Genomic DNA, 26,053 nt, shown 5'->3' with positions numbered 1-26,053 from the left:
GAAGTGCATGACAACGCATACTCACGCTCACCCACGTTTGCCCGCCCCAGGCTTTGGCCTGGCCGAGTTGCTGTTGACCTTGGGTGCTGCCGCTGCCATGGGCGCAGCGGCGTTGTTCTTCTACCCACGGGTCCACACCCGCGTTCTGGTGGCAACAGACGTTGAGAACCTACGGGCAATGGCGAGCGCAATCGACCGGTCCTACGGCGTCATTGGCACTTATCGGAACGTGAGCGCGTCTAACGTGGTCGAGGACAACCTGGCGCCCGCCGACTTCCGAAAGGCGTCCTCTGGGTTGGCGCTGACCAACGCCTGGGGCGGCCCCATCGCCATCACTCCCTCCACGGTTCGCCGCTTTGGAGACAGCTTCACTGTGGCGTTCTCCGGCGTGCCCCACCGGGCTTGCGTGCCGTTCCTCAGTGCGGTGGCGGGGGACGCCTACGTTCAGGACGTGCGAGTGGACGGGACGTCGGCGAAATGGAACACGGGAGGCCAGCTGGATGTGCCCACATTGGCCGCCGCCTGCGAGGAGAACGGGAACGTGTTGGAGGTGGTGTATTACTCGGGGCTGGCAAGCGGAGGCTCGGTGGCCACTGTCATTGAACCGGCTGCACCCGTGCCGTCTCCCTTCCTTGATGCACCAACGACCCCAGCGGGACCCGTGGCATCCGCGCCTTCGGTGGACGATGCACTCCCAGGAAATCCCGTCACGCCCTCGCCTGGAGGGTTGCCTCCTGCTCCTCCTGCAGTTCCAGCCCTGCCTCCTGCCGCAGCGACCCCGTTGGTGCCGCAGCCCTCGCCCATCGGCCTTCCACCGACCTTCCCGCCGGCGTTGGTGTCCTGTCAGCAGGCAGAGTCGTTTACGCAAACGGGAACGTGCCTGGCGGGGACGTGGGGGACGGAAACGCTTCGCACCCGCACCGTCTGTCCGAACGGAGGCGTTGATCCCAACACCGACGCGGCGTGGGAGCATCCCGAAGCTTGGGCACGGCCCGTCGTGGTGACGGCAACCATTGCCAGCAGCTGCCAGGCATGCCCCACCGACGAGCGGCAAACGCAGGCCCAGTGGGTCACCCGCACGGGGTCATGCCTTTCGGGGATGAGTGGGAATGTGTCGCAGGAATGGGAGCAGGTCCGTTCGCGGGATATCACCTACGCTTGCCCCGCCGGTCGCACAACGGTTCCATTGCCTAACGTTGGTGGATGGTCGGCCTGGTCGGATACCGGCAACCAGCGCAATGCGGTCAACACGTGCGCGTCCACGGTCCCCCGCTGCAGCGATGGCAGCTTGCAGGTGGCGGCGTGGTATTCCTCCGATTACGTGGACCTCCCGCCCCCTCCGGGTTCCTCAGCGATTCAATATTGGTATCCCGATGCGGTGGTTCGTCTGACTCCGGCGGAGACAGCACGGCTGCAATGGGCATTGAACAACGTGCCGGTGACCCGCGTGGAGACCCCTGCCCCGATGCCTGGTAACTGGCCGGCAAACGTCAGCGAGTCAGCGAGCTACGCGGAGCAATGCAACGCAGTGGGAGACGTGGGGAACATCAACTACGCCTACTCATATGACTTCGAGTGCGTGTCCAACATGGGCATGCACTACTGCGACTACAACTGGACCGGTGGAGGCACTTCCATGGCGGTTTGTCGCCAGGCCTGCGCCTCAGACTTGTTCGGGAAGACGAACAACCCCTACCACTGGGCGTGGCCTGAGTCGTCCGCGGTCTCCGCCACGCCCTCCGCGACCTGCACGGGGCAGCCCGGCTGCACCCCCAACGGCGGGTATGGGAGCCAGCAAGGCCTGCCGGCGTGCAACGAGCACAACGTGGGCCAGGCCGTCTCTTTCAACTGGTATCGGCAGTTCTACAACCCCGTGCGAGTTGGCTACCAGACGCTTACGTTGACGTGCCAAGGGCCCACTGCATGACGCTGCATCGAAGAGAACCCGGACGTAGGCTTGACTTCACGGGGCCACCCGTGAATGAAGCGCCGAGAAGTTCCGTTGCTTGCAATGACCTAGACTGAAAGCCGTAGAGCCACCGGAGCGCCCGCATGGAAGATATCGTCTCGGATCGGAACCACCCCAACCAGTGGTTTGCAAGAGCAGCAGGCCTGCGAGCCGGTGCCGCCTGCATTTGGCTGTCCATGAGGGGAAGCGCAGAAGAGACAAGAGAGTTGCTGGGAGAGCCAGTTGGATTCTCAACCGCGTTGGCGGCTCGCCCCTCCTATCACTTGCTCTGCGGCTTGGCGATAGAAGTCCTCTCGAAGGCCATTTTGGTCAGCCGCGGCAAGAAGAAGGCGAACACGCACGACAGCGTCCAACTCGCCAAAGAGGTTGGTCTCTCCACTTCGCCGAGCGATGTTGAGCTTCTGAAGTTCTACTCCTCAACCGTCGTCTGGGCTGCCAAGTATCCGACGAGCCTGAAGGGCGAGGCTGAGATGATTTCCTACTGGGAGATCGCGGGGGATGTCCTCACAACAAGCGAGCCCGTGCCCTCCAGTCAATGGATAAGAAGGATTGGGTCCAGCGACAGAACCGACTGGTCTTCGTTTGCCGGGTTGTATTCAAGGATTGCCACCTTGCGACAGGCATGACAACGCCGCCGAACCGGGCAGCGCCATGAACCAGCCCCAGCCTGGGCGAACTGCTTACCTACGCGGGTGATGGCGCGTTGATGGCGATCACTTCAGAGATGTCGACGGAGCCGCGATTGACCAAGACCAGCTTCCTGTCAGTTGCCGAGTCAGACTCTTCAGAGCCGTGCTGGATTGGATACCAGTTGTTCAGGCGCTCAACGTAAGCGACGACGTTGGTGTGTATGCGGTTATGAGTGAAGGACATCTCAGGGTGCCGAATGTCCTTTTCTTCCGTCTTGATGAGATGAAGGACAAGGAACATGCACAGAACCTGCGAAACACTGCTTCGGTAGCCCTCAAAGCTCTGAGCATTGGAAAGGGACTGCCTGCCCCCAGCACGGGCCATGCTGAAGTAGTATTGCTCGTTTTCGTAATAGATGAAGTAGGGCTCTTGGCTGGGATGATGAACCATCACCTCGATAGCCTGTCCTCCCATCCAGTCCTTCGGACGGCTCTTCAAGGCCTCCGAGGTCATCACAATCTTTCCCGCTTGAGTGATGAGGAGGACTGAGGCGCCCAGCCGAGCAAGCGCTTCATCGACTTGCTTCTGCGCCTGATCCGTTTGAGATTCGCGCTTCTTGAATATTCCGAACACAACACACTCCTTGTGATTTTCGCAGACACCGGCGACTCGCGTTCCGCATGAGCTCGGTGCCTGCATTGTCGCAGCCAAGACGTCGTTTAGCCCGCGTCGAAACCTAAACGCCTCCAGCCCCTTGAACGAATCGAAAGCTACTTCCCCTTGGGACCCAGGAGCGAGGCCGTGCAATGGGCGGCGGCATTGGCGACGACATAGTCTCTGCCCGACGCCTTTTTGATTTCCCAGCCTTCTTCAACCAGCCCCCGGACATGCGCAGCAGCAACAAATATCTCGGCAGCCGTGGGGGTTAGCTGGGCGCGGTGCTCCGGCGAACGGCTCTGGTCTTCGGCTATCGTCCTGCTGATGTCAGTAGCGAACTCCATCCAACGGGAAGAGTCATTGGGCAAAATGGCTGCTGCCGCCATGACGTAGCTTGCTGCGGCCGAGCACCGGGCAACGTCGTTCACAACGTTCTGCGATGGCAAGAAGTCCATCTTGTTTCCTTCCGCCGAAGCACAGAAGGAAAGCGCAAGTGGGAACACTGCCAACAATGAGAGAGACTTCTTCACTCCGATCGACCTTGCCCTGGCGAGCCAGTGCATTGATAGACAACCGATACACGGCGGCTACCGCAGTTGCCAAAACCCCGGCGCGATAGGCACTGACTCTCCTGAGACCCGAAGGACTCAGCACCGCTGTAGCCCCATGCCTTGCAGCGTTGCGCCGCCATGCTCTCAGCCTTTTCTCCGTCTACGGAGACTCGCTGAAACTCATTGCTCTCGTAAGAAAGAGTGATGGTTCCGTCCGCTCGGCTAGCACCGGTGACGAGCATTTCCTTGTGCGTCGCGCAGCCAGCAAGCATGAAAGCAACGACGCAAAGCAGCGCTGGTGTTTTCCCTAACATTCACTTCCCCTGTTATCCAACGAAAAATATGCCTACCACCGCTGATCAGCGGCAGGCGTGTTCAGCTTAACCCATGCCCCTGCGGGCAGGGAATCTCGCACTCGAGCAAGCCTCCCTCGCTCGAGTTGTCGCTGCACATAGCCGGGGGGGGGCATGAAGGGCACGATTCGGCGCATACCTCTCACCCGGCTAAGGATGTCGGTCCATGCGCCGGCTCATCAGGCAGACGGAAGCGCCGTTCGATCCCACGCCCGCTTGACCCACCCGAACACCACAGCCAGCACGCCCATCAGGAACACGCCATACAGCCACGCGCCGTAGAACGCCATCGTGGCCACCTCTCCATACACCGGATGCTCGGCATACTTAAGGCCGAACCAAGCTGCGGCGATTACGACGGCAAGGCCCACGATCGATCCCAACCCGGCCCCCTTCCAGAGCCCGTTCTTCCGGAAATATGGCATCCGGCCCGTGCGGACATGCCAGTCCCATACCCGCTGAGCACGGATGTGGAGTGCCAGGCAGAAGGCCAAGAGGGAAAAGATCAGAAGTCCCCCGGCGCAGTAGAGCGAGCCCAGCAACACACTGGACCGCATGGCCTCCTGGCCCCCGCCCAGGGCGAGCAGCCCGAGAGGACCCAAGATCACACTGGCCAGAATCATGGCGGCCGGCCCGGTGGGCGGATGCAACGGCTGGTATGGCGGATAGCGGTTCATGGTGATCTCCCCCTGTAGATGGCTGCACGCTTGATCGAGACCGGCGTGCAGTCAAGCGGTGGACTGCGGCCCATTTAGCCCGCAGACGTCCCTTCGTCCTTCACTTCGACCACTTGCCAACCCTCGCCTTGAGGGCGGAACAGGGCCCGCAGCTTCGGCTTGAGGGTGCTCGGCTCGTCCTTGGTGGGCTGGCCACCGATGGAACCCTGGGCTTTTACCGACCCGCCCACCATGCACTCCTGATCCCCACTGGGCTTTTTCTCGCAATCGAGCTCCAGGCCACCCGCATCGGTGACCTCAAACTTCCAGGTGCGCTGCAACGTCGCCTGCTTCCCTTGCTCGGTAAAGAACCCTTCTACAACTTTGACCCCGTCCTCCTTCGTGGGGCCCTTGTCACCAGAGCATGCTGCCAGGCTCAGGAGTGTCGTTGCTGCCACCACGATCATTGCTTGTTTCATGTCATGCGTCCTTGTCTTTGGAAGGGGTTATGCCGATGACCTGGTTCTTGTAGCCGATCTCAAACCGGTCTATTTGGAGAACGATGTCTGGCAGTCCGTTGGGCTGAAGGCCGCCCTTCAGGACCCTGAAAAAGATTCGATCCCCGGTGGCGTCGCGCCCGACCCGGTTCAGCTCAGCCACGTCTTCAGGCTTCAGGCGCAAGGCAGCGTGGTAACGGCCTCCGTGCTCCACTCCAACCACCGCTGTCCCCTTCCCCAGCGGGGATGCACCCACCACTGCCGTGGGCAAAAACCCCGGGGAGTGGGGATACCAGGCGTTGTCGAAGATCTTCGCGTAGGCATGGAGGATCCCGATCTTCGGGTCGATCTCCACGTCCATGGGAGGGCGCAGGTAGAAAAAGTCCGTGGCAGCGAACTGCTGTGCCTTGGCGTCGAATGCGGCCGCCGGGCCTCCGGACTGCCCCAACCGCTGATAGAGGTGCTGCCAGCTGCCAATGCACCGGGTGCGCGTCGAAGGCGTTATGGCGTAGCCCGCCTTTACCTGGGCAAACAAGTTGCCTTCGCAGACGTCGAAGCCGCCGGAGGCCGTGGCGGCGAGGCCCCACCGAACGCGGGTGTAGCCATCGAGGACCTCGGGGTCTTCATCGTCCCAGTAAGTGCCGGCGGGTTCCAGGTAGCGCTTGGTCGCCGGCGCGGAAGCCCCGTCTTTGCCCGCCTGCATCAGCCCTTTGCCGATCCTCCCCAAAATGCCGTCTTGGGCTCCAGCGGTCACGCTGGTCAACGCCATGACTACCGCCATGGCTGCAATCGTCTGCTTCATGCGTCCCCCCTGATACCGGTCACCCCAGCCTATTTGCAAGTTTGGCAAATGCAGTGCAGCATTGGAAGCGGCAGACTGTGGGGTCGTTACTGATCCGTTGATCTCCCATGCCTGCTCCTCTCGCCCCTGCTCACACGTTCGGCCGTCGCTTGCGCGAGGCCCGGCTTGCCAAGGGCCTGACACAAGCGCATTTGGGGGCCGTGCTTGGGTTGGACGAGGAAAACAGCGCCGCCCCCAGGATTTCTCGTTACGAGAGAGGCGATCGAGTGCCCGACTTGGAGAGCATGGAAAAGCTGGCCGAAGCGCTCGGGCTGCCAGTGGCGTATTTCCATGCGACCAATGACTTGGTAGCCGAAACCCTGTTGGTGATGTCCAGGCTGGACCCCGAACAACAGCGAGAGCTGTTGGCCAAGGTTCGACGCTACGCCAAGGCCAAGGGGGTCACCACCGATCCCCCGGCCGAGTAGACCCCCTACGGCTCATGGAAGAGTGACCCATGTTGAAGCGACTCAAGGGATGGCTGGGGCAAGAACGCGCACCGCTCAGGGTGTCTCAGATGCAGATGCATGCACTGATCGAGGTCAACCTGTTGGAACTCAACCTCGCTTCGCTGGACGCAACGTATGCGGCGGGAGAGGCAAGCAATGCCGTCCCCGTGCACCATAAGGCCCACGCCTGGCTAGACGGATTCAAGAGACAACCGCTGACTGCTCGCAGGGACTGGGAGGAGGTCGGTTTGGAAGCGCGAGCCCTCAACCGGCAACTGAAGTCGGTCATGGCTGCCCCACCCGCCCCCTGAGCGCTTCAGAACCGCCGAGCGGGTGGCGGGGCGACGGTGGCCGATGGGATCAGGCAATCCAAGTAGCGGGCGCGCAGCAGAGGACCCAGCCATTCCCGCACCGGGCTTTCGGGTGGCAGCTCACGCAACAGAAAGCCCGCCACACACTCTCCCGGCTCAATGAAAGGATCTTGGCCCACGTCCGCCAAGCCAAGCGATTGAAAAAGATCTGCCCCGTCCTGGACACGCCGCTTCAGATCACGGAACGCCCGTGGGCTCCGCACCGCCTTCATCGCACACCACAACACGTTCTTTGGGTCGGTCCGCCTACCCATTTTCAGCGCCTCCCGTTCTTGGCTTGCAGGGCCACCTGTGGTTCAAGTAGGCCAAGGAATGCCTCACCAGTCGATGTTGTCAGGGCGCCCATCTGGGATGCTACCAAAGGGCCCCGTGTAACCGATTTGCTGCACAAGGCGTGAGGTGGTCTGGCCCATGCGATCCAGGCGATCCGGCACCTTGTCCAGGGCAAAGATGACCATTCCGAAGAGGGCGATGTTGAGAAGCTTGTTGAAGATCTTGCGCATGAGACGGTGTCCTCCGCTATGTCAGGTAATCGGGTTTCAGATGAGACGGTAATGCTGGGCAACGCCCACCAAACAGCCGCCCCAGATGCAGGCCACGACCAATGGGGCGCAGAGCAACAGGGCTCCCAGGGCCACGTCGGACAGCGTTGCTTGCTTGCCGGTGACCATTTCCCAGCCACACCGGGCGACGCCAAGGCCTGAAATGCCCAGCCAAAGGAAGTGCAGCAGTGCCAAGTAGTCGCGAGCGGTCAGGGGCTTGAGCGCCGGAATCATGGATAAGGAATCATGTGGAGTGCTCATGCTTGGCCAGCCTCCATTGCGGCCAGCAGCTCCAGCTCACGGTTGACCATTGCCTGGTTGACGCCTGCGATGGAGAACAGCAGGGCCTGATAGCGCTCGAACCCCTCCGGGCTGAAGTCGTCATTGGCGGCCGCCAGTTGCGCATCAAACGCCTGATCCTGTTCTTCCAAGGCATCCCAGTAATCCAGGTGGAACGCCCACGCCGCCTCGCCGAGGTTTTTCGCTTTTCGCTGAGCCTCGAACAAGAGGCTATTGAACGTGGCTTGGTTTTCGGCGATCCAGGCTCGCATTCCATCGAAGCCGTCGTCGTTGAAAGGAAAAAGAAACACGGAGAGCTCCTTAGCTGAAATGGGGGTTGGATTCGATCCGGTCTGCGATGACCTGAGCGATGATGAGGCCGAGTAACAGGCTGGAGGCGTAAAAGGTAAGAGCGATGATCATGGGCTTGTCTCTTTCTTGAAGTCGTGGTCAGCGGGTTGCCTTCCTCTGATTCCAGGTTATGAGAAAACCCATTTTTGACAATGCCTTTTACCGATCATTTTTTGACTAAAGCTCAAAACTGGATATCCAAAAGCAGATCTTGGAAATAGTTGCACCAACTCACATTTCCCCGTTCAAGATTGAGCCTGGGTAGGCGCATAGGCCCTTTCCTCTTTCCCCATCCAGGGTTTTGCTCTAGCCGCTTATGGCTTTTGGCTTTTGGTCGTTTGCTTCCCCTGATGGCACTGCATCCTCCACGGAAGCCAGTCAGCCGTCTCGAACCCAGACAAGGAAAAGGCAGCAACCGCCGTGCGGCTCACGGGCCCTCGTTATCTGGCCACGAACTGGCTTCCAGGCACCGGCTCACCAGCTGCCGCACGGCTTCGCCTCGCTTGATCCCGGCCCTGTTCCCATCAATCAGCAACGCCATCGCCACATGCGATTCGACCCAGCACTCCGGCAGCATGGCCGTATACCGCTGGCCTCCCCCCTTCTGAAGACGCACGCGCTTGGCAAAGGGCTGCCGCACCTGGGCATGCTCCCGGATGAGTTGAGTCAACGCGGCTTGAACGGAAAGCCCCTGCTCTGCCGCCAGGCTGGAGAACGCAGCCAGCACGTCGGGAGCGATGCGCGCCGCATAGATCTCCTCAGGGCCCGCCTTGGGTGGTTTGGGCTTCAACGTGTAGGGCATGGCGTGCTCGGTTTGGGCTTGGGCAACCACGCGTGATCGTTCGCTTCAGCAGGTGTCAGCAGCGCGGACGTGCCCAAACAACGGGCCAGCTGGTAATGGCCGATGGTGTGCGGGAACCGCTGCAGGTGGAGGTGCATGGCGCGGTCGAAGTAGCAGACGCCACCCTTGCGGCGTTCGTAGGCGAAGTAGCGTTTGCGGCGATCAGTCATGTGCTCTCTCAGATGTCATTCCCACGATCAACAAACACTATAAAAACCCCATGTTTTGACAAGGGCGCCTGCCGATCATTTATTGACTAAAGCCGAGATCTGCCGACTCGTAAGCAACAATACAAATAATGTGAGATGGCGCTCATCTCTCTGCATCCTTGATCACCTCCAACACTTGGCAGGCGCAAATGCAGTAACCGTGCCGATCGCTGAAGGCGTTGTAGACCAGTTCATCGATCTCGTCCGGGGCCCGATCGTCAATCTGCTCAGCATCAAGGAGCACTGCACCTTCGCTCGGCAAGCGCTTCAGCACCCGCCCGTCGGTGTCCCACTCGACACTCGAGATGAGGAACTTGCGCATGCCATAGCCCCAACCGGGTGCAACGGTGGCGACCTTCAGCACACGGCGGACGGTGCTCGTGGACGCTTCAACGCCATGGGCGATGTCGCGAACAGTGCCGCCTGCTTGTGCAAGGCCAACGATGGCGAGGTCGCGGTGATGGTTGGGCAGGGGGAAGTGCCGGGTTGCGTGCTTCATGGGTAGCTCTCATCGGTTTGGATGCTGAAAGGCTACGGCGCAGGGCGTGGGCCGTCAGGACGAAGGGGGCAGCTGCCCCTTTTCGTTGCACTGATGGTCAAATTCCTTCAGGCGTGGCCTGCCGTCAGGCAGCGCTGTCTCAGCAGTTTCCGTGTATGTGCTCAACCCAAATCGCTTTGCTTGTGGGCGCCAGGACGGGCGGCGTCACCGCCCGAATCTCTTCCTCCACAGCCTCGGCAAGGTCGACCGCGTGGCACCGCAACCCGATGTCCAGAAGACCGACGTCCATCGTCCGCTCTCCATCGCCCTCGACCAACCAAGGAAGTCCAACAGCGTCAGGCAGAAACGGCCGATCCGGCGCGCCTTGCAGGACAGCCTACATGGCCATGGCGCCCTGCATCCGGAACGGAAAGAACGCCCTTTCCTCCGCTTCGACCTTGCTCCGCGCGAGCAGGGCCCGCCGGGCTTTCGGGTCGCTGCGTATCACTCGCTCAAGCTCCGCAGGCGTCGGGCTGGTCATCAGAACCGTCACTTCGTCTGGCAAACAGCCTCGCAGCCAGTTCCACGAACTGTCATCGCTCATGCGATACATGGGATACCGCAGCACGCGTGCGTCGAACAGGGTGATGCTGTTCCTTTCGGGAAGCCACTGGTGCGCATGGATGAAATGCCTCCAAGCCATCTTGTGGTTAGCCACGTCTAGTCAGCGCCGGCTTCGAATGCGGCTTGCTTGGCTGGGAGGTCGCCGTAGTGTTGTGCGAACTCGGCGGGGGTGAATCCGGCGTCTCCAAGGGGAATGGCGTAGAGGCGTTGGAACTCGGCGTTGGCTTCGGTGCAGTGGTTCATCGGGCTTGCCTGCTGGCAGAGCGGATTGCTCGCGAACCGATAGCGATAGCCCCGGACCCGGCCCTTCCCGCACCCAAGAGCAAACACGGCCACGCCGTGGGCACCCTGCGAGCGAGCTCGAGACTCAGTGATCGAGGCGGGGCCTTCCCACATCGCGGATGTTTCATTGACGCGTTGGTCAGCACGCGGCCATTACCCTAAGTTTGCACCGGGCTGGAGCCGGGACTGACCAAGAGAACAGAACCATGAAGAAGAGATCGTTTGGACACTTTGCGGCCGTGGCGGCCCGCGCGTCCGGGAGCCTGGGGGCGTTTGTTGCGGCCTTGGGCGTGGTGGTCGTCTGGGCCGGAAGCGGGCCCCTCTTCAAGTTCAACGACACTTGGCAACTGGTCATCAACACCGGCACGACGATTGTGACCTTCCTGATGGTTTTCTTGATCCAGCACACTCAAAACGGGGACACGGCGGCGCTCCACATCAAGCTCGACGAGTTGATCCGGGTGACCAAGGACGCGAACCAGGAGCTCCTCAACTTGGAGTCCATGGAGCCCGCGCACTTGGAGGAGATCCGCCAACGGTATGAGTCGTTGGCCAAGACCGCGGCGGATATCAAATCGAAGAAGGAACGCTGTATGCCGTGCCGGGAAGACGCCCTGCTCGAGCCTGAATGATTTAAAGAGCGATTAGGCCTTCGTGTGGGTGGCTAAACGTCGCGGGGCGACCCGAAATAACATTTCTCCTCTGCCCAGACCGTCCATGGCCATGTCCTATCGCGATCCCCTCCCGGCTGTCCATGGCTCCGTCTTGGTGCTGGAGAACGATGTCGACTTGGGGCCCTTGCTGCGGGACGTCCTTACCATGGCCGGCTACGATGTATTCTTGGCCCAGTCGAGCTCCGAGGCTCTGGCCCAGCTCTCTGCCACCTCAATGGCCGCCGCCGTCTTGGAGTGGTCCGCGCCAGATGGCAGCGGAGAGGTGGTCGCCGATCACCTGCTCGCGCACCGCATCCCCTACGTGGTTGCGTCCGGCTCCATCGCCCAGCCTGTGTTGCCAGCCCGCCACCTATGGGCGCCCTTTTTGCCCAAGCCTTATACGATCACCGACTTGATCACCGCGGTGGAGTCCAGCCGGGGCTCCGGGGTGCCCGTTGAGGTCCGCCCGGCGTCGCAATAGAGCCACGCGTTCGCTTGGGGTGAGCGCGGTCCGGGCGGCTTGGTTAAGAGAGTCTCAAGGCCCGAGCACCGGTCTTCACGTGTTTTGGGCGACGCTGGCGTCAAGGTATTGGCTCACCCAGCAGAGGACCGATAAATGGCCATCAAAACCCTTGAAGAGCTTTTTGTTCACGAGCTGTCTGACATTTACAGCGCTGAAAAGCAGCTGACCAAAGCCCTGCCCCGCTTGGCCCGAGCCGCCGAGAACCCGGATCTCGCGGCTGCTTTTGAGACCCACCTGGAAGAGACGCAGGGTCAGGTCGAGCGTATCGACCAGGTCGTCGAAGTGCTGGGCATCCGGCTCAAGCGCATCAAGTGCGCCGCGATGGAAGGGCTGGTCGAGGAAGGCAAAGAAGTCATTGACTCGGTGGAGAAGGGACCCGTGCGCGACGCCGCACTGATCGGTGGCGCCCAGAAGGTGGAGCACTACGAGATCGCTTCTTACGGCACCATCGCAGCGCTCGCCAAGCAGCTGGGCTACAAGGACGCCCTTCCCTACCTGTTGGAAACACTGGCGGAAGAAAAATCGACGGATGAGAAGCTCACCCTTCTCGCCGAACAGGGCGGCAATCAGAAGGCCGCGGCAGGCAAGTAACCGAATGACTGGCGGGCCTTCGGGCCCGCCCTTGATCTGGACAGGAACCATGTGGCGCCGAAACGGGTTATCGATCGTCCTCGTCGTGCTGACCTTGCTGTTCTTGAGCGCGCAAGCGCTGACGGGGTGGAACGTTCACAACGAGGAGCTGGCACAGCACGGCCAAGCCGCGTTGGGGCTCGGTGCCTACCTCACCACAGGGCACTTCAGCAGCGCGACGTTTGAGAACTGGGAGAGCGAGTTCCTGCAAATGGGGATGTATGTGCTGCTCACCGTTCGGCTACGCCAGCGTGGCTCGGCGGAGTCCCGCCCGCTTGACCCCGACGAGGAAGATCAAAAGCTCGACGCCGGCCCTGCCCCGTGGCCCGTCCGCCGAGGGGGCATTTGGAAGAAAATCTATGGCCACTCTCTGGCCATCGCTTTTTTAAGCTTGTTTGTGATGTCTTTTGCTCTTCACGCCCTCGGCAGCTGGCGAGCGCGGTGCGACGAAGCCCGATTGGATCACTTGCCCGTCCCTGGATTCTTTGAACACCTTTTCAGCAGCGACTTCTGGTTCGAGTCCATGCAGAACTGGCAAAGCGAGTTCTTGGCCGTTCTGGCCCTGGTCGTGCTGACCATTTTCCTGCGTCAGAAAGATTCGCCGCAGTCCAAGGCAGTGGAGGCCCCCCACGCCCAGACGGGGGACTGACATGCAACGCCCGGCCCTGCTCATCATCGATCTCTTCTCCCGTTTCGATTTCCCCGACGGCCAAACACTGGCACCACTGGCGCTTAAAGCCGCCAAGAAGGTCCGGCAGATCCGAGACGTCTTTGACGAAAAACAGTGGCCAGTGATCTACGCCAACGATAACTTCGGGGATTGGAAGTGTGGCTTCCATCAGCTCGCGGAGGTTTGTCGCCACGAAGAAGGCCCGTCGGGCGACATCGCCAAACTGCTTTTCCCCGGTCCGGATCACTACACGGTGCTCAAGCCAAAGCACTCGGCCTTCCTCGCCACGCCCTTGGCGGTGCTTCTCGCTAAGATCGGCGTCGACCAGTTGGTGCTCGTCGGCATGGCATTGGACTCTTGCGTGCTTGCCACCGCCATCGATGCCAACTCCCGCGAGTTCTCCACGGTGGTGGTGTCTGATGCGACCGCCTGCGTGCCGGGACGCAGGCAAGCCGCTTTGAAGCTGCTGCGCTCCACTGGCGGAGTCGAAGTGCGCACGGCCCAAGCGCTTCTACGTTCGCTCGAGAGCGGACATGATCGGTGACAGGTAGGTAGGTCGGACGTTCCATTTGCCATGCAGTTGCGGGATGGAAGAACGCCTGAATTCGATACGGTTCACAGACAGCTGGCCCAGACGCCTCTACGCTTCCAAGCAGTTCAACCAAAGTCATAGAGAGGGGTGCCAGTGGTCGAGCAAGCCCGTCTGTCCGCTTTGCATGCATTGAACATTCTGGACTCGGACCCGGAGCCTTTTTTTGACGCCCTTGCACGCGCTGCACAGTTGGCGACAGAAATGCCCATAGCATTGATCTCCCTGGTGGATGGCGGACGACAGTGGTTCAAGTCTCAAATAGGACTTGAAGACGTGCGTGAGACCCCGCGCGACGTCTCCTTCTGCACGTGGGCGGTCCTTTCAGGAGATATCTTCGAGGTGGAGGACGCCTCCAGCGATCCCAAGTTCGCCGACAACCCATCCGTGCTGGGCGCCCCCTATGTCCGCCATTACGTGGGAGCACCGATTCAGGTGGCCGGCGGACACCGGGTTGGCACGTTGTGTCTGTTGAGCCAGACGCCGGGCAAGCTGACGCCCTCCCAGAGGGCAGTTCTTCAGTGCCTGGCAGAAGCCGCTGCCGTGGGGATGGAACAACGGGCACAGCTGCTCGATCGGGTGTCCGAGGCTACTCGACTGCACGGCGACCTACAGAAGAGCCAGGCGCTGCTGGAACAGACCAACGCCGTGGCCAAGGTGGGTGGCTGGGAGCTCAACGTTGATACCAACGAGCTTGAGTGGACTCAACAGACCCGCCTGATCCATGGGGTGACCTATGCATCTCCCTCCTTGGAGGCGGCGCTCTCCTTCTACCCAGAATCGGCACAGGGACCCATACAATCCGCCCTCGCCAGCTGCGCCGAACACGGCACCTTGATCGACCTGACGGTGCCGTCCACCAAGGCTGACGGAGAGCGGATATGGGTTCATGTCGTCGGACAGCGCCTCCAAGACGACCGTGGCACGCGCCTGATCGGGGCGGTTCAAGACGTGTCGCTCCCTTCAGCTCCGCTGAAAGCTCTTCGATCTCGGCCGCTGAGAGCGTTGCGGCGTGGAAGGCCGTGACAGCGCCCCATTGCGAGAGCGCCTTGACCTGGTCCATTGCCTCCGCTTTGGACGCAATAAGCACGCCGATGTTTGTTCCGCAGATTTCATAGCCATGGCAGTAAGGGCAATGGAGGACCGTTTCGCCCCAACGCTCTGCGAGCCCTGGAATGTTGGGCAACCGATCCACCACCCCATGGGCAAGGATTACTCGCCTGGCGTGGTAGCGGTCACCGGATGCGCAGTGGACAGCGAAGCCCATCTCGAGAGAGCCGGTGGCATCAATGGCCTGATCGGTCGCCCATTGCACTCGGTCGTAGGCGAGGAGCTGCCGACGTCCCAGCTCAAGGATCTGGACCGGGGCCACCCCGTCCCAGCCCAAGCACCCGTGCGCCTTTGCAGCACGCTTGTTACGCGGCTGACCGTGGTCAATGACCAGCACCGTGCGGCAAGCCCTGGCCAGCTGCAGGGCTGCGGACATGCCCGCATAGCTACCGCCGACCACCACTGCGTCGAAGGGAGGCAGGTCCTGTGACGTTGTGCTGCTGGGGCTGATCATCGTGCTTTGTTCCACCGTCGATGGAGAAATGATGTTCTGGTGTGCACAGGATTTTATGTGTTCGCCTCCGCGCCGGCGTAGGCAGACTCAGAACAACTCAACCTGCGGCGCGGGGTAGATCAGGTCCTGCCCCACCGCCTTCGCCATCGGGCTTAGCGGATGGGGCTTGGGTTTTGCGTTGGAGACGATGTGCAACACCTCATGGGCCCGGTGCGTCAAAAGGTCGGAGATCAGGCGACGATGGCAGCGCCACCATGGCGCCTCCGCGCACATCAGCGCGGTTCGATGTGCACCCGCCAGCGCAAGAACCTTCGTTAATCCGCTGGCAAACTCTGCGGAAGCCATGTGGTCTGCATAGCCTTGGAACGCGGCGTTGTCCCATGCCCCGTTGGGAGAATTGGGCTGCGTCCTTCGCCGGCCACCAAGTTCGGGAATCCACTCATACATCACACCATGGGCCGGCAACGTGTCTGCCATCTGTTCCGATGCAAACCAAGGGTGGCGCCGAGACCCCGGGAAACGCCGCACGTCCGCAATGGCCGATATCCGTTGCGCAGACAGCAGTTGCAAAAAGTCGCTCCAAGGCCGAGTGGAGTGGCCGATGGTCCAGATAGTCAGCGGGTGCGGGGCAGGCGGATCGGACGGCATGAGGCAATTGAACACCGTTGCGGATAAAGGCCGTGTCGTCACTGCATGGGAGAAGGCTCCAGCCCCTGCCTTAATGACGTCGTCCTGCCGGCGCCTTCATTGAGGAGCCTTGAAGGGGGGGTAAGGCTCGTTTGCCCACCATGCAGGTTTGCTGAATCTGTTGTCCACCCAAGGACCCTTGCGGCGCCGTTTTTTTCAAGCCGGTCCTTGATGGTGAAAGCACCGCACATATGTGCTTGAAAACTCGCGCCAAGGAAGGGGCTCTGAGAGGAAGCCCGTCGGCTGGCGGGCTTCATTTGAACCGGGTTACGTGAATCTGGTCACGGCTCCCGTGGATTGACGTCGACAGCCCCGGCACCAGGGCCTGCGCCCAATTCAGCCCCGGTCGCCGGGCGCGCGTCGGGATCAGAAAGGGTTCTCGCAGCCATGGTTTCCAAGGCGACTTGCTCCCTTTCGCTGAGGTCCACGTCGCAGCTTCCATCCCCGCCGTCCAACGCCGCTTGAGCGTCACGGTCGGTGACCCGCTCCCAAAGCTCGCCGCTGTTCCAGCTGCCCTCTACATCGCCCTCGCCTTGCGACATGTCCATGTAAAGGTCAGTGAATGCAGGGTCCCCGGGCAGCTTGCCCGGAGGGAAGTTGGGCTGGATGCTGTAAAGCGCCTTTTCAAACGATTTCTGGTGTGCGATTTCACGGGTCATGAGGAACCGAAGGGCGTCTTTGATGCCCGGGTCATCGGTCACGTTGATGAGCCGTTCGTAGACGATCTTCGCGCGTGCTTCTGCCGCGATGTTCGATCGCAAATCCGCCGTGGGCTCGCCAATGCTGTCGATGTAGGCGGCTGTCCAGGGCACGCCGCTTGAGTTGACCAACGCCGGGCCACCGCCATACAAGATTTGCTCGGTGTGGCTGGTGCTGTTTTGGCCCATCAGACGCATGTCTTCGGCTTCCATCATGCCTTCAGACTGAATGGCCTTAGGGCCCCGGTTGAGCATCGCGATGATCGTGCCAATGATCTCAAGGTGGCTGATCTCTTCGGTCGCGATATCCATCAGGAGATCCTTGCGGCCCGGATCCGCCTCGCCGAGACCCTGCGTGAAATACCGCATCGCTGCGGCCAGTTCGCCCTGCGGACCTCCGAACTGCTCGAGCATCAACGCCGCCAGGGCGGGATTGGATTCTTTGACCCGAACCGTATACATCAACTTCTTGTGGTGAAGAAACATTTGCGCGTCTCCTTGGGGCTGGCTATGGCTTGCCTTTATGGAAGAGTCGTCATCTCCTCTGCGGCATGGGTATGGTGCCTGCTCGGGCATCGACGTCCCGTAGAAAACCGTGACGAAAAATCCGCCCTTTTCCACACGCGCTCCTGATCTACGCGTAACTTCTACGCGACTCCGCGCTTCTGTGAGACGTCGGCCGCCCAGAACATCTGAGCGGCATTCCCTAGGGCTGCTCGTGACCGGTTGCGGTCTGGCCATCGGTTACCTATACGCCGACCTGGTCAGCGACGGAGCGGGTTTACTTCAGAGGAGGATCGGTCTGCTGATAGGTCCCCACGAGCTGGCCCTTGCCAATCACATGGCCTTTGGCTGCCTTGAGCACTTCATCGCGGGTCGCCCCAGGACGAACCTCCAATCGGGCGTCCAGTGCCAAGATCTGGAAATGGTAGTGGTGCGGGGGATCCCCCACTGGCGGCTTCGGCCCGTAGTAGCCGATCGAGCCGCGGCTCGTTGCCCCTTGAAGCACGCCCTCGGGATCGGTCAGCCGGGGCTGAGCTTGGAGACCTTCCGGTAGACCGGTCAGGGATCCGGGAATGTTCCAGGCGACCCAGTGGACGAAGGGCTTGATGGGTGAGGCATCGGGATCCTCGGCGATCACCACGTAGGTCACCGCCTTTGGGACAGGGTTCCACGTCAGCTGGGGCGATACGCCTTCGTGATACGCACTGAACCGCTTGGGCATGGGTTTGCCATCCTGGAAAGCCGGGGACCGCACCGCGATGGACACTGTTTCGGGGGTGCGCTCCAAGACCAACGGGACACCCGTCCCGGCGGTGACCTGCCGCTCAAGGGACTGCGAAGGAATCGCGGTGGGCTGCGCTGCAGCAGGGGTGCCGCCGCTGTAGCTCACCCGATAGAGCGTGCCATTGGCATCATCGCCCACCAACAGGGCTCCGCCACGTGTGATGGCCAGCCCCACCGGCCGGGCCACATGCTTCTGGCCCCCATCGACCAGGAACCCGGTCAAGAACGGCTCAAAGGCGGTGGGCTGCCCGTTGCGGAAGCGGACCCGAACCACCTCGTAACCAGAGGCGGGCTTTCGATTCCATGAGCCACGCATGGTGACGAACGCATCGCCCCGGTATTCCGCCGGGAACTGGCTGGCCGTGTAGAACACCATTTGCATGGGGGCGGCATGGGCGGTATAGCCCAGCGTCATGGGCTCGCTCATCTGAGCCCACTGCGCCTTCGTGATTTCCCCCGGCGGGGTGCTCTGCGGGTTTTGTCCGTCCTTCCCCCAGATGTGCGGCCAGCCATACTGCTTGCCTTTGACGATGTGGTTCAGTTCCTCCGGCTGGACGTCATCGCCCAGGAAGTCGATGCCGTGATCCATGCCCCACAACTCGCCAAATTTGGGGTCCCACGCGAAGCCGATCGTGTTTCGCAGCCCACTAGCGAAGATCGTCCTGCTTTTGCCATCAGGCGTTGACCGTAACAAGGCGGCATGCTCCGGGTTGGTCTCGTTGCATGCGTTACAGGACGAGCCCACGCTGATGTAGAGCATACCGTCTGGGCCGAACGCCATCGTCCGGTTGGGATGCTGTCCGCCGTCCGGCAAATCGTTGATGATTCGCTCGACGGCACCCAGGGAACCGTCTGCATTGATGGGCGCTCGAAAGACCTCGGTCGGGGTAGCCATGTAGAGCTGTCCGCCTCCGATTGCCAACCCGTGGACGTTGGGTCGGTGCGTTACCGCCCTAGGCGCCTCGTCCAGGGCTCCGTCTTCGTTGGCGTCCTTCAAGAGCAACACGTCGCCTTGCTCCCGACGGGAGACGTAAATGTCGCCGTTTGGAGCAACGGCGATGATCCGAATGTTCTTCAGGTCCTTGGCGAAGGCCTCGACCTCGAATCCCTGCGGCACCTTCAGCGCGGCAATGCGCTGGTCAGTAGCGGGGACTTTGTCGGGTTTGAAGGTGTTGACCCGGGCGGGAACGTCCGTCCCATCGCCCTGCTGGGCAAGCACGGGGCCAGTTAAGACGCACAGCAGAGCGGCGTATACGAGGGTCCGTTTCATGGGCTCTAGTCCAAGGATAACCAGGACCTGAATCATCAGACGGCCCAGATCAACCGCGTGCGAATGCTATGCGAGTGGAGCGTGAGCGGGCTCTTGGTGGGTCATGCCCCTCGGAAGAAGTTCCGCTGCCACTCGGTCGTGCCCTTGGACTTCGCGTTCTGTCGTGGTCAGAAGGACTCCGTGACCCTGCGCTCGGCCCGTCAGCGTGCATACGGCAAATGGGTTCCAACGCAGGGGCCAAGATCAGTCGTCTTGTGCCCACCGGGCCAGGTTCTGCTGAATCGTGTTGATGTCCGCCCACGGATCTTTTCGGCGCCGCTTCAGCTTTTCGGGCACCTCCTTCATGGTGAAAGCATCCGCACGGGTCAGCTTGGAGAGCTCGCTCCAGGCGATGGGCACGGCCACAGGCGCGCCGGGCCGACCACGCAGTGAATAGGAGGCCACAGCCGTGGCGCCGCGGCCGTTTCGCAGGTAGTCGACAAAGATGCGCTTGTTGCGAAGGCTCTTGGTCGAGGTCGCCAGGAAGCGGGTCGGCTCCGACTGAGACAAGGCCTCGGCGAACCCTTTGGCAAACCGCTTGGTCAGGTCCCAATCGCACCCGGGGTTCAAGGGCACCACCACGTGCAAGCCTTTCCCTCCCGACACCCGCAAGAACGACTCCAGTTCCAGTTGCTCAAGCAGCTTCCGGATGTCCACGGCGGCCTTTTTGACCTCGGAGAACGGAACATCCGGGCCCGGGTCCAAGTCGAAGACCACGCGATCAGCCCTGTCCGGGTCCTCTGCGTGGCTACCCCAAGGGTGAAACTCCAGCGCGTTGAACTGCACCAGCTCCAGCAGGCTGGCCGCGTCGCGAACCACCAGGTAGTGCGCGTTGACGCCGCTGTCCTCTTTAAGGCGAACCGAATCCACCAGCTCCAAGCCGGCCGTGTGGTGCTTTTGGAAGAAACAGGGCTTGGCTGTCCCGCTGGGACAGCGAATGATCGACAACGGACGGCCGATGATCTCGGGCATCAAATGGTCCATCACGGCCGTGTAGTAATCCCACACGTCCTGTTTGGTGGCCTTGATGTCCGGAAAGATGACCTTGGTGGGACTGGACAGTTTGGGCGGCGTGCGCGCTTCACCTGCCGACTTGGCCGAGCTCCCCGCTGAAGGTTTTTTGGTTGCCTTCCGGGACGGCTTTAACGAGGCAGCATCCGTGGCCTTCTCCGCTGGAGGCGACCTGTCTGAGTCGGCCAGGTCGGCCACGTCCTTGTCTCGCCGGACCGCTTTGAGCGAGGGTTGACGCAGCAGTTGTTGCCCACCAATGCCCCGGTAGAACACTTCCACGACAAAGCGCGGCTCAAACCAAGTCGCTGACCGCAGGTCGGTATCCTTGGTGGGCACGTGGGCCGTGGGCGTCTTTCCACCCGCCCGGCCAATCAACTGGCTCAACTCCTTGATGAGCGTGTCGGAGAAGCCCGAGCCCACTCGCCCCACGTAAAGCCACCCGTGTTTGGGATCCGGCTTGGCCAACAACAGCGACCCAAAGCCGGCGCGGCTTCCCTTGGGGGCGGTGTAGCCCACCACCGCAAACTCATCGCTGGCCAACTGCTTGGTCTTCTTCCAGTCCTCGCTTCGGCCACCGCGATAGGCCCGATCAGCTCGCTTGGAGATAATCCCTTCGAAGTGGCGGTCGCCGGCGAGTTGATAGGCCGATTCCCCGTCCCCCTCGATGTGCGAGCTGTAGGCCAAGGGCCCTGAACTCCCTTCCAAGAGCTCTTGCAGGAGCTCCTTGCGCTCCAGCAGGGGCGCATCGGCGATGTCGATTCCGTCGATGTGGAGCAAATCGAACAGGGCGTAAGCCAACGTGCCTTGGCGCTCGCCGGACAACGTGGCCTGGAGGAGGTTGAAGTCCTCCTTGGTGCCACTGCCGGCGATGAGTTCGCCGTCCAATGCGCCTGATTTCAGCCCCAAGGCGGCCACAGCGTCCCGGATTTCGGGGATCTTCGACGTCCACTCCAGCGCATTGCGGGACCATAGCTGCACTTGGCCCTCAGCGATCGTGGCCAGAATGCGGTAACCGTCCCACTTGATCTCATGAATCCACTGGTCTCCCTTGGGGGGCACGTCTCCCAGCTTGGCCAGCTGCGGCTCGAACGGGCCTTCGGGCGCTTTGGCTTTCTTGGCTTTGGTCAGCGTCGAGGCTTTCTTCGCCCAGTCCCTGCGCCGTCCTTTCTTCGGCAACGCGACGGCGGTGAGCTTCTTCTTATCGGCCTTCCCCGCGCCCGCGCGCTTCAGATCTTCGGCGGGCGGCGCGGTGACATTGCCAAGCAAATCGTCGGCTTCCACGTCGCTTGCGAAGGCATCGTCGTCTTTGAAAAGCAGCCACTGGGGCTGCTTGGCGGGCTTTCCCGACCGGACCAGGTGCCATCCACCCTTCAGCTTCGTGCCAAACAACTCGAACCGAAGATGCCCCTTGGCGAGCTGGGCTTCCGGGTCGCCCGTTGTCGCCCACACGCCGTGGTCAAACTGGGCGACGTGCCCGCCGCCGTATTGCCCTTTGGGGATGTCGCCTTCGAACCCAGCATAGTCCACGGGATGGTCTTCCACCTCTACGGCCATCCGTTTGACCGTCGGATCGTAGCTGGGCCCTTTGGGAACAGCCCAGCTCTTCAACGCGTCCCCGACTTGGAGCCTGAAGTCGTAGTGTCGGCGGCTGGCATGGTGTAGCTGGACCACGAAAATCGCCCGTTGCCCCTGCGGCAACGCCTTGCCAGGCTCCGGTTCCTTCGTTTTGTCAAAGCTCCGCTTGCGGCGGTATTCCGTAAGCGACATGCCCTTCCCCGGTTACTTGTCCAAGTGCTTTCGCACCGCGACCGCCGTCGGACCTACGGCCTTCACCGCCGCCCGCAGTTCCTCGGCGCTGACACCCAGCGCCTTGGTCCAATACTGGAGCTCGTAATCTTCGTTGACGTTGATGCGGTCGCGGTCCGGGCTGCCAGTGTTCTTTTTGTCGTCGGTCATGGTGATCTCCTCCGTTCGTCCTAAATGGTTTGGGCCCAAGCAACTGCCGGCTTCAGGTCACTGCATAGCGGGAGATGGGGTCGCGCTGAACGCTGTTGGCCGAACAGCGACAGGTCCGTAGGCCATCTCGCCTGCAGCAGCAATCACTTCCAATAGGTGAGCTGCGACGGGGCCTCGCGTTTTCCGCACGCCGATAAAGTGGACCCATGAACCATCCACTTCCACGCGTGTTCCGGCAAGCTCTGGGGACCGGCTCACCAGCCCTTGCAGGTTCTGAATCCACGTATCGCAGGGGGTCGCGTCCAGCTGGACCACGGTGGTGGCATCGCCCGCGTAGAGATCCGCCATTTCCATTCGGGTCACTCGCGGTGTTGCAGCCAGAAACTTTGGATAAGCGCTCATACGATTCTCCTAACAAGGTTGGAGACGAATATCCGCTTCATAGAGAGCACGGCGTGTCACCAAGGCGTCAAGGGGACGTCAAGCCGCTGGGCAGCTCTAGTCGAGTCGCCATTCATACACGAACGCTCGCACGCGCGACGAAAAAACACGCCATCGTAAGCGGTAGTTCCCTAGTATTTTCGGTAGAGCTAAGCTTGCACCCATTACGCGGGAGTCACGGTGAGAAGTGATTGCAACTGATTTCGGGAGCGACAATGTTCAACTCAGCGATGGACGTGACGATTTGGCATGGCCTCTATCTGCTTTGGCTTACTGCAGGGGCCATCGACTTTTGGCTTCACAGAGCCAGCAGCATCGAAACCACGTCGGGGCTAAAAGAATCCGGGCTGCACTTGGTGCAGATCGCGATCCTGGGGGCGGCAACGCTGCTATGGCTCTCCTTTCGAGCGTCTCAACCGCTTTTCCTGATCCTTCTGGCGCTGGTGTGTCTGCACGCCATCACAGGCTATTGGGACACACGCGTGGCCTATCCCACGCGAGCCATTCGCCCCTTGGAGCAGCACGTTCATAGCATCTTGGACTTGGCCCCTTGGATCGCAATCGGCGCCGTTTACTGGTCTGTGCCTGATACGCATGTCGCTACTGGCCTGGCACTTGACCTGGCTCCCATCGCCTTGTGGTTGTTTGCCATCGTGCCGGCACTCCTCCTTACGGTGCTTCCCGCCCTCAGTGAGTTCCGACGCTGCATTGTCTACCGCGCCCCCTAAGACGCATGGCAAGTCGAGGCCCCGTCGGAGCGTCGTAGCGCATCCGACAGGGCACTGATGACGATCCAGCCGTTACTTCTTGGCTTCGACGCCTGGGGTCGCGTCGCGCACCAGGAATTCCTCGGTCACTTCGGGCAAGTGCGAGGCCAGCCAATCGGCCATTGCTTCTTCCTGGACCAAGATCTCCTCGCATACGCGGGCCGTCTCCGGGTCGCCAGCGGTCTTGGCGGCCGCGATCAGCGCGGTGTAAGACGCGATTTCGAAGTGCTCGAACACGTAGCCGGCCATCGCGCCTTTCACGATCTCATCCGAGGCGGTCATCCCGCCCAGCGCTTGACCGAAGGCGGCCATCTTGCCCATCACGTCTTTGATGGTGGAAGGAGAACCGCCCAGGCGCTTGATGCACCCTTCCAGCAGCTCTCGCTGGCCGATCGTTTCTTGGATGTGCTCTTCGATTCGCGCTTTCAAGACGGGATAGTGCTCGATGCGGGACGCCTGGCCCTTCAGCATGGTCTCCGCCTGCTGCTCCATCGCATGAGCATCGCGGAGCCAATCGAGCAGGTTTTCTTTGGTTTCAGCCATGGTGCAACTCCTCGTTTGGATCAGGGGAAACCGCACCCTATCCAGACAAGCATCGACGAAACGCGATCTAGAAGTGACGGCCGGGCGAATCCGACCCTCAACGCCGGTCAGACAGACGCCGCCGGGTGGAGCTCAGAGATGGCGCGCCGAATGTCCTTGAGTCGGAATGGCTTCTCCATGACCGGGGTTCGTTGGAAACGCTCGGGAAGGGTCCTAGCCCCAAAGCCCGTGGTGAACACAAAAGGGATCCCGCGCTCCATCAGCACATCTGCGACGGGGAAGGAATCTTGGCCGTGCAGGTTGACATCCAACATCGCCACGTCGAAGGCTTCGCTTTGCGCTCGCTCCAACGCTTCAGGCAGATACTCCGCCTTCTCCCCCACCGCATAGCCCAGGCTCTTGAGCGACTCTTCCAGCACATACATCAAGCTGGGTTCGTCCTCGACCAGGAACACGCTCACCGATCCAGTCCCATCTGCCATGCCTTCACCCTCCCACGCCCGTCGTTTATCCATGCAAGGCCAGTGTGAAGGACTACCCGCATGGTTGTGTAAAGGCCAAGTCAAACTGAGCACCGAGACACCTTTTTACGGTTTCTTTACAAGCCATGTTTTAGGGTCACGCGATCCCGGGGAGGATGAACGTGACACAGTTGCAGCACCCCAAAGATGTCTTGAATGACGAATCCAGGCAGTTCGCTCTCTTAGTCAACTCCGTCACTGACTATGCGATTTATATGCTGGACGAACATGGCGTGATCCGGACTTGGAACCCTGGCGGCCAGCGAATCAAGGGTTACACCGCCGATGAGGTGATTGGCACCAACTTCTCTCGCTTCTACTTGCCCGACGATGCTGCAGCCGGCGTGCCGCAGCGCAACCTGCGCACGGCCGCTACCGAAGGCCGTTGTATCGAGGACGGATGGCGGGTTCGGCAAGACGGCTCGCGGTTCTTGGCGAGCGTCGTGATTGATCCCATCTGGGTTGATGGCGTGCTGGTTGGATACGCCAAAGTGACCCGAGACATCACCGAGCGCCACGACGCTCAAGAACGGTTGCAGCAGGTTCAACACAGCCTTCTACAGGCGCAGAAGATGGAAGCGATTGGCAAGTTGACTCTCGGTCTTGCCCATGACTTCAACAACCTTCTGACGATCATCGTCAACTGCCTCGACCTCATCAGCGTCCGCGTGAAGGACGGACCCGCTGCCAAGCTGATTGAGACGGCCCTCCGGGCGGCCGAGCGAGGTGCCCTCCTCTCCCGACAACTGCTGACATTTGGCCGAGGACAGAAGCTGTCCCCTGAGTCTTTGGATGTCACCGCCGCCCTGTGCGAGTCCCAAGAGCTTCTGCAACGCTCCGCGGGTGACGCGGTCGAGGTGGTTTTCGACCTCGATGAAGATCTTCCTCCAGTGTTCGTCGACAAGGCTCAACTAGAGGCGGCGGTGCTCAACCTGGTTTGTAACAGCCGCGACGCCATGCCCAACGGCGGCACCATCACCATCACAGCGCGCGCGCAGGATACACAAGACCCTGCATCGACAAACCATGCGCCCGAGCCCCACGTCTGCCTGACGGTCGAGGACGATGGCGAGGGCATCCCCCCTGACAAGCAGGCACGGGTTTTCGAGCCATTCTTTACGACCAAACCGGTAGGACGGGGCAGCGGTCTTGGCCTGAGTCAGGTCTTTGGGTTTACTACGCAATCCGGGGGGTTCCCCCAACTGAGCAGCGTTCCGGGCGAAGGCACCCGCATCACGCTCTGCTTTCCAATCCATGAGCCTTGAAATGCCCATCAACGTTTTGTTTGTTGAAGACGAAGACGATCTGCGCACCGTGGTGGTTGAAGCGTTGGCCGATCAAGGATTCGTGGTCACCCCTGCATCAGATGGTGTGGAAGCGATCGCTTATCTTAGGGGTGACACACGATATGCCGTGGTTGTCACCGACGTGAGCATGCCAGGCGGCATATCCGGCTTCGAGGTCGCTGCGGAGGTCGCTCTGACACAGCCCCACGCGCGCGTGTTGGTTGTTTCAGGCCTGCAACGCTCCCAGCTCGCGCCCATTCCTGCGGCCGTGCGCTTTTTGCCAAAACCTTACCGCTTCAAGCAGCTGATCACCGCTATCCACGAACAGCTCTCGTAGC

Annotated in this window: 34 protein-coding genes and 1 pseudogene; 13 read left to right on the top strand and 22 right to left on the bottom strand. The window is 61.1% G+C overall.

Annotated features, from left to right (window positions below):
- Positions 1-7 precede the first annotated feature (7 nt).
- Both ACIGII_RS12175 and ACIGII_RS12170 read left to right on the top strand, forming a co-directional pair.
- A complete protein-coding gene (locus ACIGII_RS12175; protein ID WP_399638428.1) occupies positions 8-1,927 on the top strand; it encodes a type 4 pilus major pilin in 1,920 nt (639 codons plus the stop codon).
- A 125-nt stretch (positions 1,928-2,052) separates the two neighbouring features.
- Positions 2,053-2,595 (top strand): hypothetical protein, encoded by a 543-nt coding sequence (locus ACIGII_RS12170; protein WP_399638426.1) that lies wholly within the window; start codon positions 2,053-2,055, stop codon positions 2,593-2,595.
- Between the two features lie 58 nt (positions 2,596-2,653).
- Here the strand turns inward: ACIGII_RS12170 and ACIGII_RS12165 are convergent, their stop codons facing one another.
- The 6 genes from ACIGII_RS12165 to ACIGII_RS12140 all read right to left on the bottom strand — a co-directional run bounded on the left by ACIGII_RS12165 (position 2,654) and on the right by ACIGII_RS12140 (position 6,115).
- Entirely contained in the window at positions 2,654-3,232 is a 579-nt protein-coding gene (locus tag ACIGII_RS12165) for a hypothetical protein (protein WP_399638425.1), read from the bottom strand.
- A 137-nt stretch (positions 3,233-3,369) separates the two neighbouring features.
- Positions 3,370-3,786 (bottom strand): hypothetical protein, encoded by a 417-nt coding sequence (locus ACIGII_RS12160; RefSeq protein ID WP_399638424.1) that lies wholly within the window; start codon positions 3,784-3,786, stop codon positions 3,370-3,372.
- Positions 3,783-4,049, bottom strand: a complete 267-nt coding sequence (gene yecR, locus ACIGII_RS12155; RefSeq protein ID WP_399638548.1) for a YecR family lipoprotein — start codon at positions 4,047-4,049, stop codon at positions 3,783-3,785. Before yecR ends, ACIGII_RS12160 begins: the two co-directional genes overlap by 4 nt.
- A 290-nt stretch (positions 4,050-4,339) precedes the next feature.
- Positions 4,340-4,837 (bottom strand): hypothetical protein, encoded by a 498-nt coding sequence (locus ACIGII_RS12150; RefSeq protein ID WP_399638423.1) that lies wholly within the window; start codon positions 4,835-4,837, stop codon positions 4,340-4,342.
- Between the two features lie 74 nt (positions 4,838-4,911).
- Positions 4,912-5,295 carry a hypothetical protein gene (locus tag ACIGII_RS12145; protein WP_399638421.1) on the bottom strand — a complete coding sequence of 128 codons (384 nt, stop codon included), beginning with the start codon at positions 5,293-5,295 and terminating at the stop codon, positions 4,912-4,914.
- 1 nt (position 5,296) lies between these two features.
- The gene (locus tag ACIGII_RS12140) at positions 5,297-6,115 is read right to left on the bottom strand and encodes a hypothetical protein (protein ID WP_399638420.1); all 819 of its coding nucleotides are present in this window, start codon (positions 6,113-6,115) and stop codon (positions 5,297-5,299) included.
- A 107-nt stretch (positions 6,116-6,222) separates the two neighbouring features.
- Between ACIGII_RS12140 and ACIGII_RS12135 the strand changes: the two genes are divergently transcribed.
- Positions 6,223-6,582 carry a helix-turn-helix domain-containing protein gene (locus tag ACIGII_RS12135; protein ID WP_399638418.1) on the top strand — a complete coding sequence of 120 codons (360 nt, stop codon included), beginning with the start codon at positions 6,223-6,225 and terminating at the stop codon, positions 6,580-6,582.
- A gap of 29 nt (positions 6,583-6,611) precedes the next feature.
- Positions 6,612-6,914 (top strand): hypothetical protein, encoded by a 303-nt coding sequence (locus tag ACIGII_RS12130; protein WP_399657531.1) that lies wholly within the window; start codon positions 6,612-6,614, stop codon positions 6,912-6,914.
- A 377-nt stretch (positions 6,915-7,291) separates the two neighbouring features.
- Here the strand turns inward: ACIGII_RS12130 and ACIGII_RS12125 are convergent, their stop codons facing one another.
- From ACIGII_RS12125 to ACIGII_RS12095, 7 genes are all read right to left on the bottom strand, one after another.
- Positions 7,292-7,477: a hypothetical protein gene (locus ACIGII_RS12125; protein ID WP_399638415.1), complete on the bottom strand. Its 186-nt coding sequence runs from the start codon at positions 7,475-7,477 to the stop codon at positions 7,292-7,294.
- 36 nt (positions 7,478-7,513) lie between these two features.
- Entirely contained in the window at positions 7,514-7,777 is a 264-nt protein-coding gene (locus ACIGII_RS12120; RefSeq protein ID WP_399638414.1) for a hypothetical protein, read from the bottom strand.
- A complete protein-coding gene (locus ACIGII_RS12115) occupies positions 7,774-8,106 on the bottom strand; it encodes a hypothetical protein (RefSeq protein ID WP_399638412.1) in 333 nt (110 codons plus the stop codon). Before ACIGII_RS12115 ends, ACIGII_RS12120 begins: the two co-directional genes overlap by 4 nt.
- A gap of 467 nt (positions 8,107-8,573) precedes the next feature.
- A complete protein-coding gene (locus ACIGII_RS12110) occupies positions 8,574-8,948 on the bottom strand; it encodes a hypothetical protein (protein WP_399638411.1) in 375 nt (124 codons plus the stop codon).
- Positions 8,933-9,157, bottom strand: a complete 225-nt coding sequence (locus tag ACIGII_RS12105) for a hypothetical protein (protein WP_399638409.1) — start codon at positions 9,155-9,157, stop codon at positions 8,933-8,935. The genes ACIGII_RS12110 and ACIGII_RS12105 overlap by 16 nt, the downstream gene beginning before the upstream one ends.
- A 142-nt stretch (positions 9,158-9,299) precedes the next feature.
- Positions 9,300-9,695, bottom strand: coding sequence for a hypothetical protein (locus ACIGII_RS12100; RefSeq protein ID WP_399638408.1), 396 nt, complete (start codon positions 9,693-9,695; stop codon positions 9,300-9,302).
- Between the two features lie 376 nt (positions 9,696-10,071).
- A complete protein-coding gene (locus ACIGII_RS12095; RefSeq protein WP_399638406.1) occupies positions 10,072-10,392 on the bottom strand; it encodes a hypothetical protein in 321 nt (106 codons plus the stop codon).
- A gap of 394 nt (positions 10,393-10,786) precedes the next feature.
- Here ACIGII_RS12095 and ACIGII_RS12090 point away from each other — a divergent pair, with 394 nt between their 5' ends.
- The 6 genes from ACIGII_RS12090 to ACIGII_RS12065 all read left to right on the top strand — a co-directional run bounded on the left by ACIGII_RS12090 (position 10,787) and on the right by ACIGII_RS12065 (position 14,671).
- Complete coding sequence (locus ACIGII_RS12090) at positions 10,787-11,212, top strand: low affinity iron permease family protein (protein ID WP_394161496.1); 426 nt, start codon at positions 10,787-10,789, stop codon at positions 11,210-11,212.
- Positions 11,213-11,297: 85 nt separating this feature from the next.
- On the top strand, positions 11,298-11,714 hold the full coding sequence (locus tag ACIGII_RS12085) for a hypothetical protein (RefSeq protein ID WP_399638405.1): 417 nt from the start codon (positions 11,298-11,300) through the stop codon (positions 11,712-11,714).
- A 135-nt stretch (positions 11,715-11,849) separates the two neighbouring features.
- Positions 11,850-12,347, top strand: a complete 498-nt coding sequence (locus ACIGII_RS12080) for a ferritin-like domain-containing protein (protein WP_399638403.1) — start codon at positions 11,850-11,852, stop codon at positions 12,345-12,347.
- A 49-nt stretch (positions 12,348-12,396) separates the two neighbouring features.
- Positions 12,397-13,035 carry a DUF6766 family protein gene (locus ACIGII_RS12075; protein ID WP_399638401.1) on the top strand — a complete coding sequence of 213 codons (639 nt, stop codon included), beginning with the start codon at positions 12,397-12,399 and terminating at the stop codon, positions 13,033-13,035.
- Between the two features lies 1 nt (position 13,036).
- Positions 13,037-13,600, top strand: a complete 564-nt coding sequence (locus tag ACIGII_RS12070) for a cysteine hydrolase family protein (protein ID WP_399638399.1) — start codon at positions 13,037-13,039, stop codon at positions 13,598-13,600.
- Positions 13,601-13,741: 141 nt separating this feature from the next.
- Positions 13,742-14,671 (top strand): GAF domain-containing protein, encoded by a 930-nt coding sequence (locus tag ACIGII_RS12065; protein WP_399638398.1) that lies wholly within the window; start codon positions 13,742-13,744, stop codon positions 14,669-14,671.
- A gap of 118 nt (positions 14,672-14,789) precedes the next feature.
- Here ACIGII_RS12065 and ACIGII_RS12060 read toward each other — a convergent pair.
- The 7 genes and pseudogenes from ACIGII_RS12060 to ACIGII_RS12030 form a co-directional block, all read right to left on the bottom strand.
- Positions 14,790-15,209, bottom strand: a pseudogene (locus ACIGII_RS12060) (FAD-dependent oxidoreductase); the annotation flags it as partial.
- An 87-nt stretch (positions 15,210-15,296) separates the two neighbouring features.
- Positions 15,297-15,857 carry a DUF488 family protein gene (locus tag ACIGII_RS12055; protein WP_399638396.1) on the bottom strand — a complete coding sequence of 187 codons (561 nt, stop codon included), beginning with the start codon at positions 15,855-15,857 and terminating at the stop codon, positions 15,297-15,299.
- 320 nt (positions 15,858-16,177) lie between these two features.
- Positions 16,178-17,080: a manganese catalase family protein gene (locus tag ACIGII_RS12050; protein ID WP_394161509.1), complete on the bottom strand. Its 903-nt coding sequence runs from the start codon at positions 17,078-17,080 to the stop codon at positions 16,178-16,180.
- Between the two features lie 295 nt (positions 17,081-17,375).
- The gene (locus ACIGII_RS12045; protein ID WP_394161511.1) at positions 17,376-19,151 is read right to left on the bottom strand and encodes a YbhB/YbcL family Raf kinase inhibitor-like protein; all 1,776 of its coding nucleotides are present in this window, start codon (positions 19,149-19,151) and stop codon (positions 17,376-17,378) included.
- A gap of 243 nt (positions 19,152-19,394) precedes the next feature.
- Positions 19,395-21,968 (bottom strand): DNA ligase D, encoded by a 2,574-nt coding sequence (gene ligD / locus ACIGII_RS12040; protein ID WP_399638394.1) that lies wholly within the window; start codon positions 21,966-21,968, stop codon positions 19,395-19,397.
- Between the two features lie 12 nt (positions 21,969-21,980).
- The gene (locus ACIGII_RS12035; RefSeq protein WP_210131539.1) at positions 21,981-22,157 is read right to left on the bottom strand and encodes a DUF3606 domain-containing protein; all 177 of its coding nucleotides are present in this window, start codon (positions 22,155-22,157) and stop codon (positions 21,981-21,983) included.
- Positions 22,158-22,214: 57 nt separating this feature from the next.
- Positions 22,215-22,559, bottom strand: coding sequence for a hypothetical protein (locus ACIGII_RS12030; RefSeq protein ID WP_399638393.1), 345 nt, complete (start codon positions 22,557-22,559; stop codon positions 22,215-22,217).
- Between the two features lie 230 nt (positions 22,560-22,789).
- Here ACIGII_RS12030 and ACIGII_RS12025 point away from each other — a divergent pair, with 230 nt between their 5' ends.
- Positions 22,790-23,326, top strand: coding sequence for a hypothetical protein (locus tag ACIGII_RS12025; protein WP_399638391.1), 537 nt, complete (start codon positions 22,790-22,792; stop codon positions 23,324-23,326).
- A 72-nt stretch (positions 23,327-23,398) separates the two neighbouring features.
- Here the strand turns inward: ACIGII_RS12025 and ACIGII_RS12020 are convergent, their stop codons facing one another.
- Positions 23,399-23,908, bottom strand: a complete 510-nt coding sequence (locus ACIGII_RS12020) for a ferritin-like domain-containing protein (protein WP_210131544.1) — start codon at positions 23,906-23,908, stop codon at positions 23,399-23,401.
- Positions 23,909-24,015: 107 nt separating this feature from the next.
- The gene (locus ACIGII_RS12015) at positions 24,016-24,369 is read right to left on the bottom strand and encodes a response regulator (RefSeq protein ID WP_399657528.1); all 354 of its coding nucleotides are present in this window, start codon (positions 24,367-24,369) and stop codon (positions 24,016-24,018) included.
- Between the two features lie 182 nt (positions 24,370-24,551).
- On the opposite strand from ACIGII_RS12015, the gene ACIGII_RS12010 reads away from it, so the two are divergent.
- Entirely contained in the window at positions 24,552-25,694 is a 1,143-nt protein-coding gene (locus ACIGII_RS12010) for a nitrogen regulation protein NR(II) (protein ID WP_399638389.1), read from the top strand.
- 1 nt (position 25,695) lies between these two features.
- The gene (locus tag ACIGII_RS12005; RefSeq protein ID WP_399657525.1) at positions 25,696-26,052 is read left to right on the top strand and encodes a response regulator; all 357 of its coding nucleotides are present in this window, start codon (positions 25,696-25,698) and stop codon (positions 26,050-26,052) included.
- Position 26,053: the final 1 nt, after the last annotated feature.

It is taken from the genome of Stenotrophomonas sp. NPDC077420 (genome assembly GCF_044543385.1).
Classification (GTDB): Bacteria; Pseudomonadota; Gammaproteobacteria; order Xanthomonadales; family Xanthomonadaceae; genus Stenotrophomonas.
This window is presented reverse-complemented; position numbering and strand designations above follow the sequence as displayed.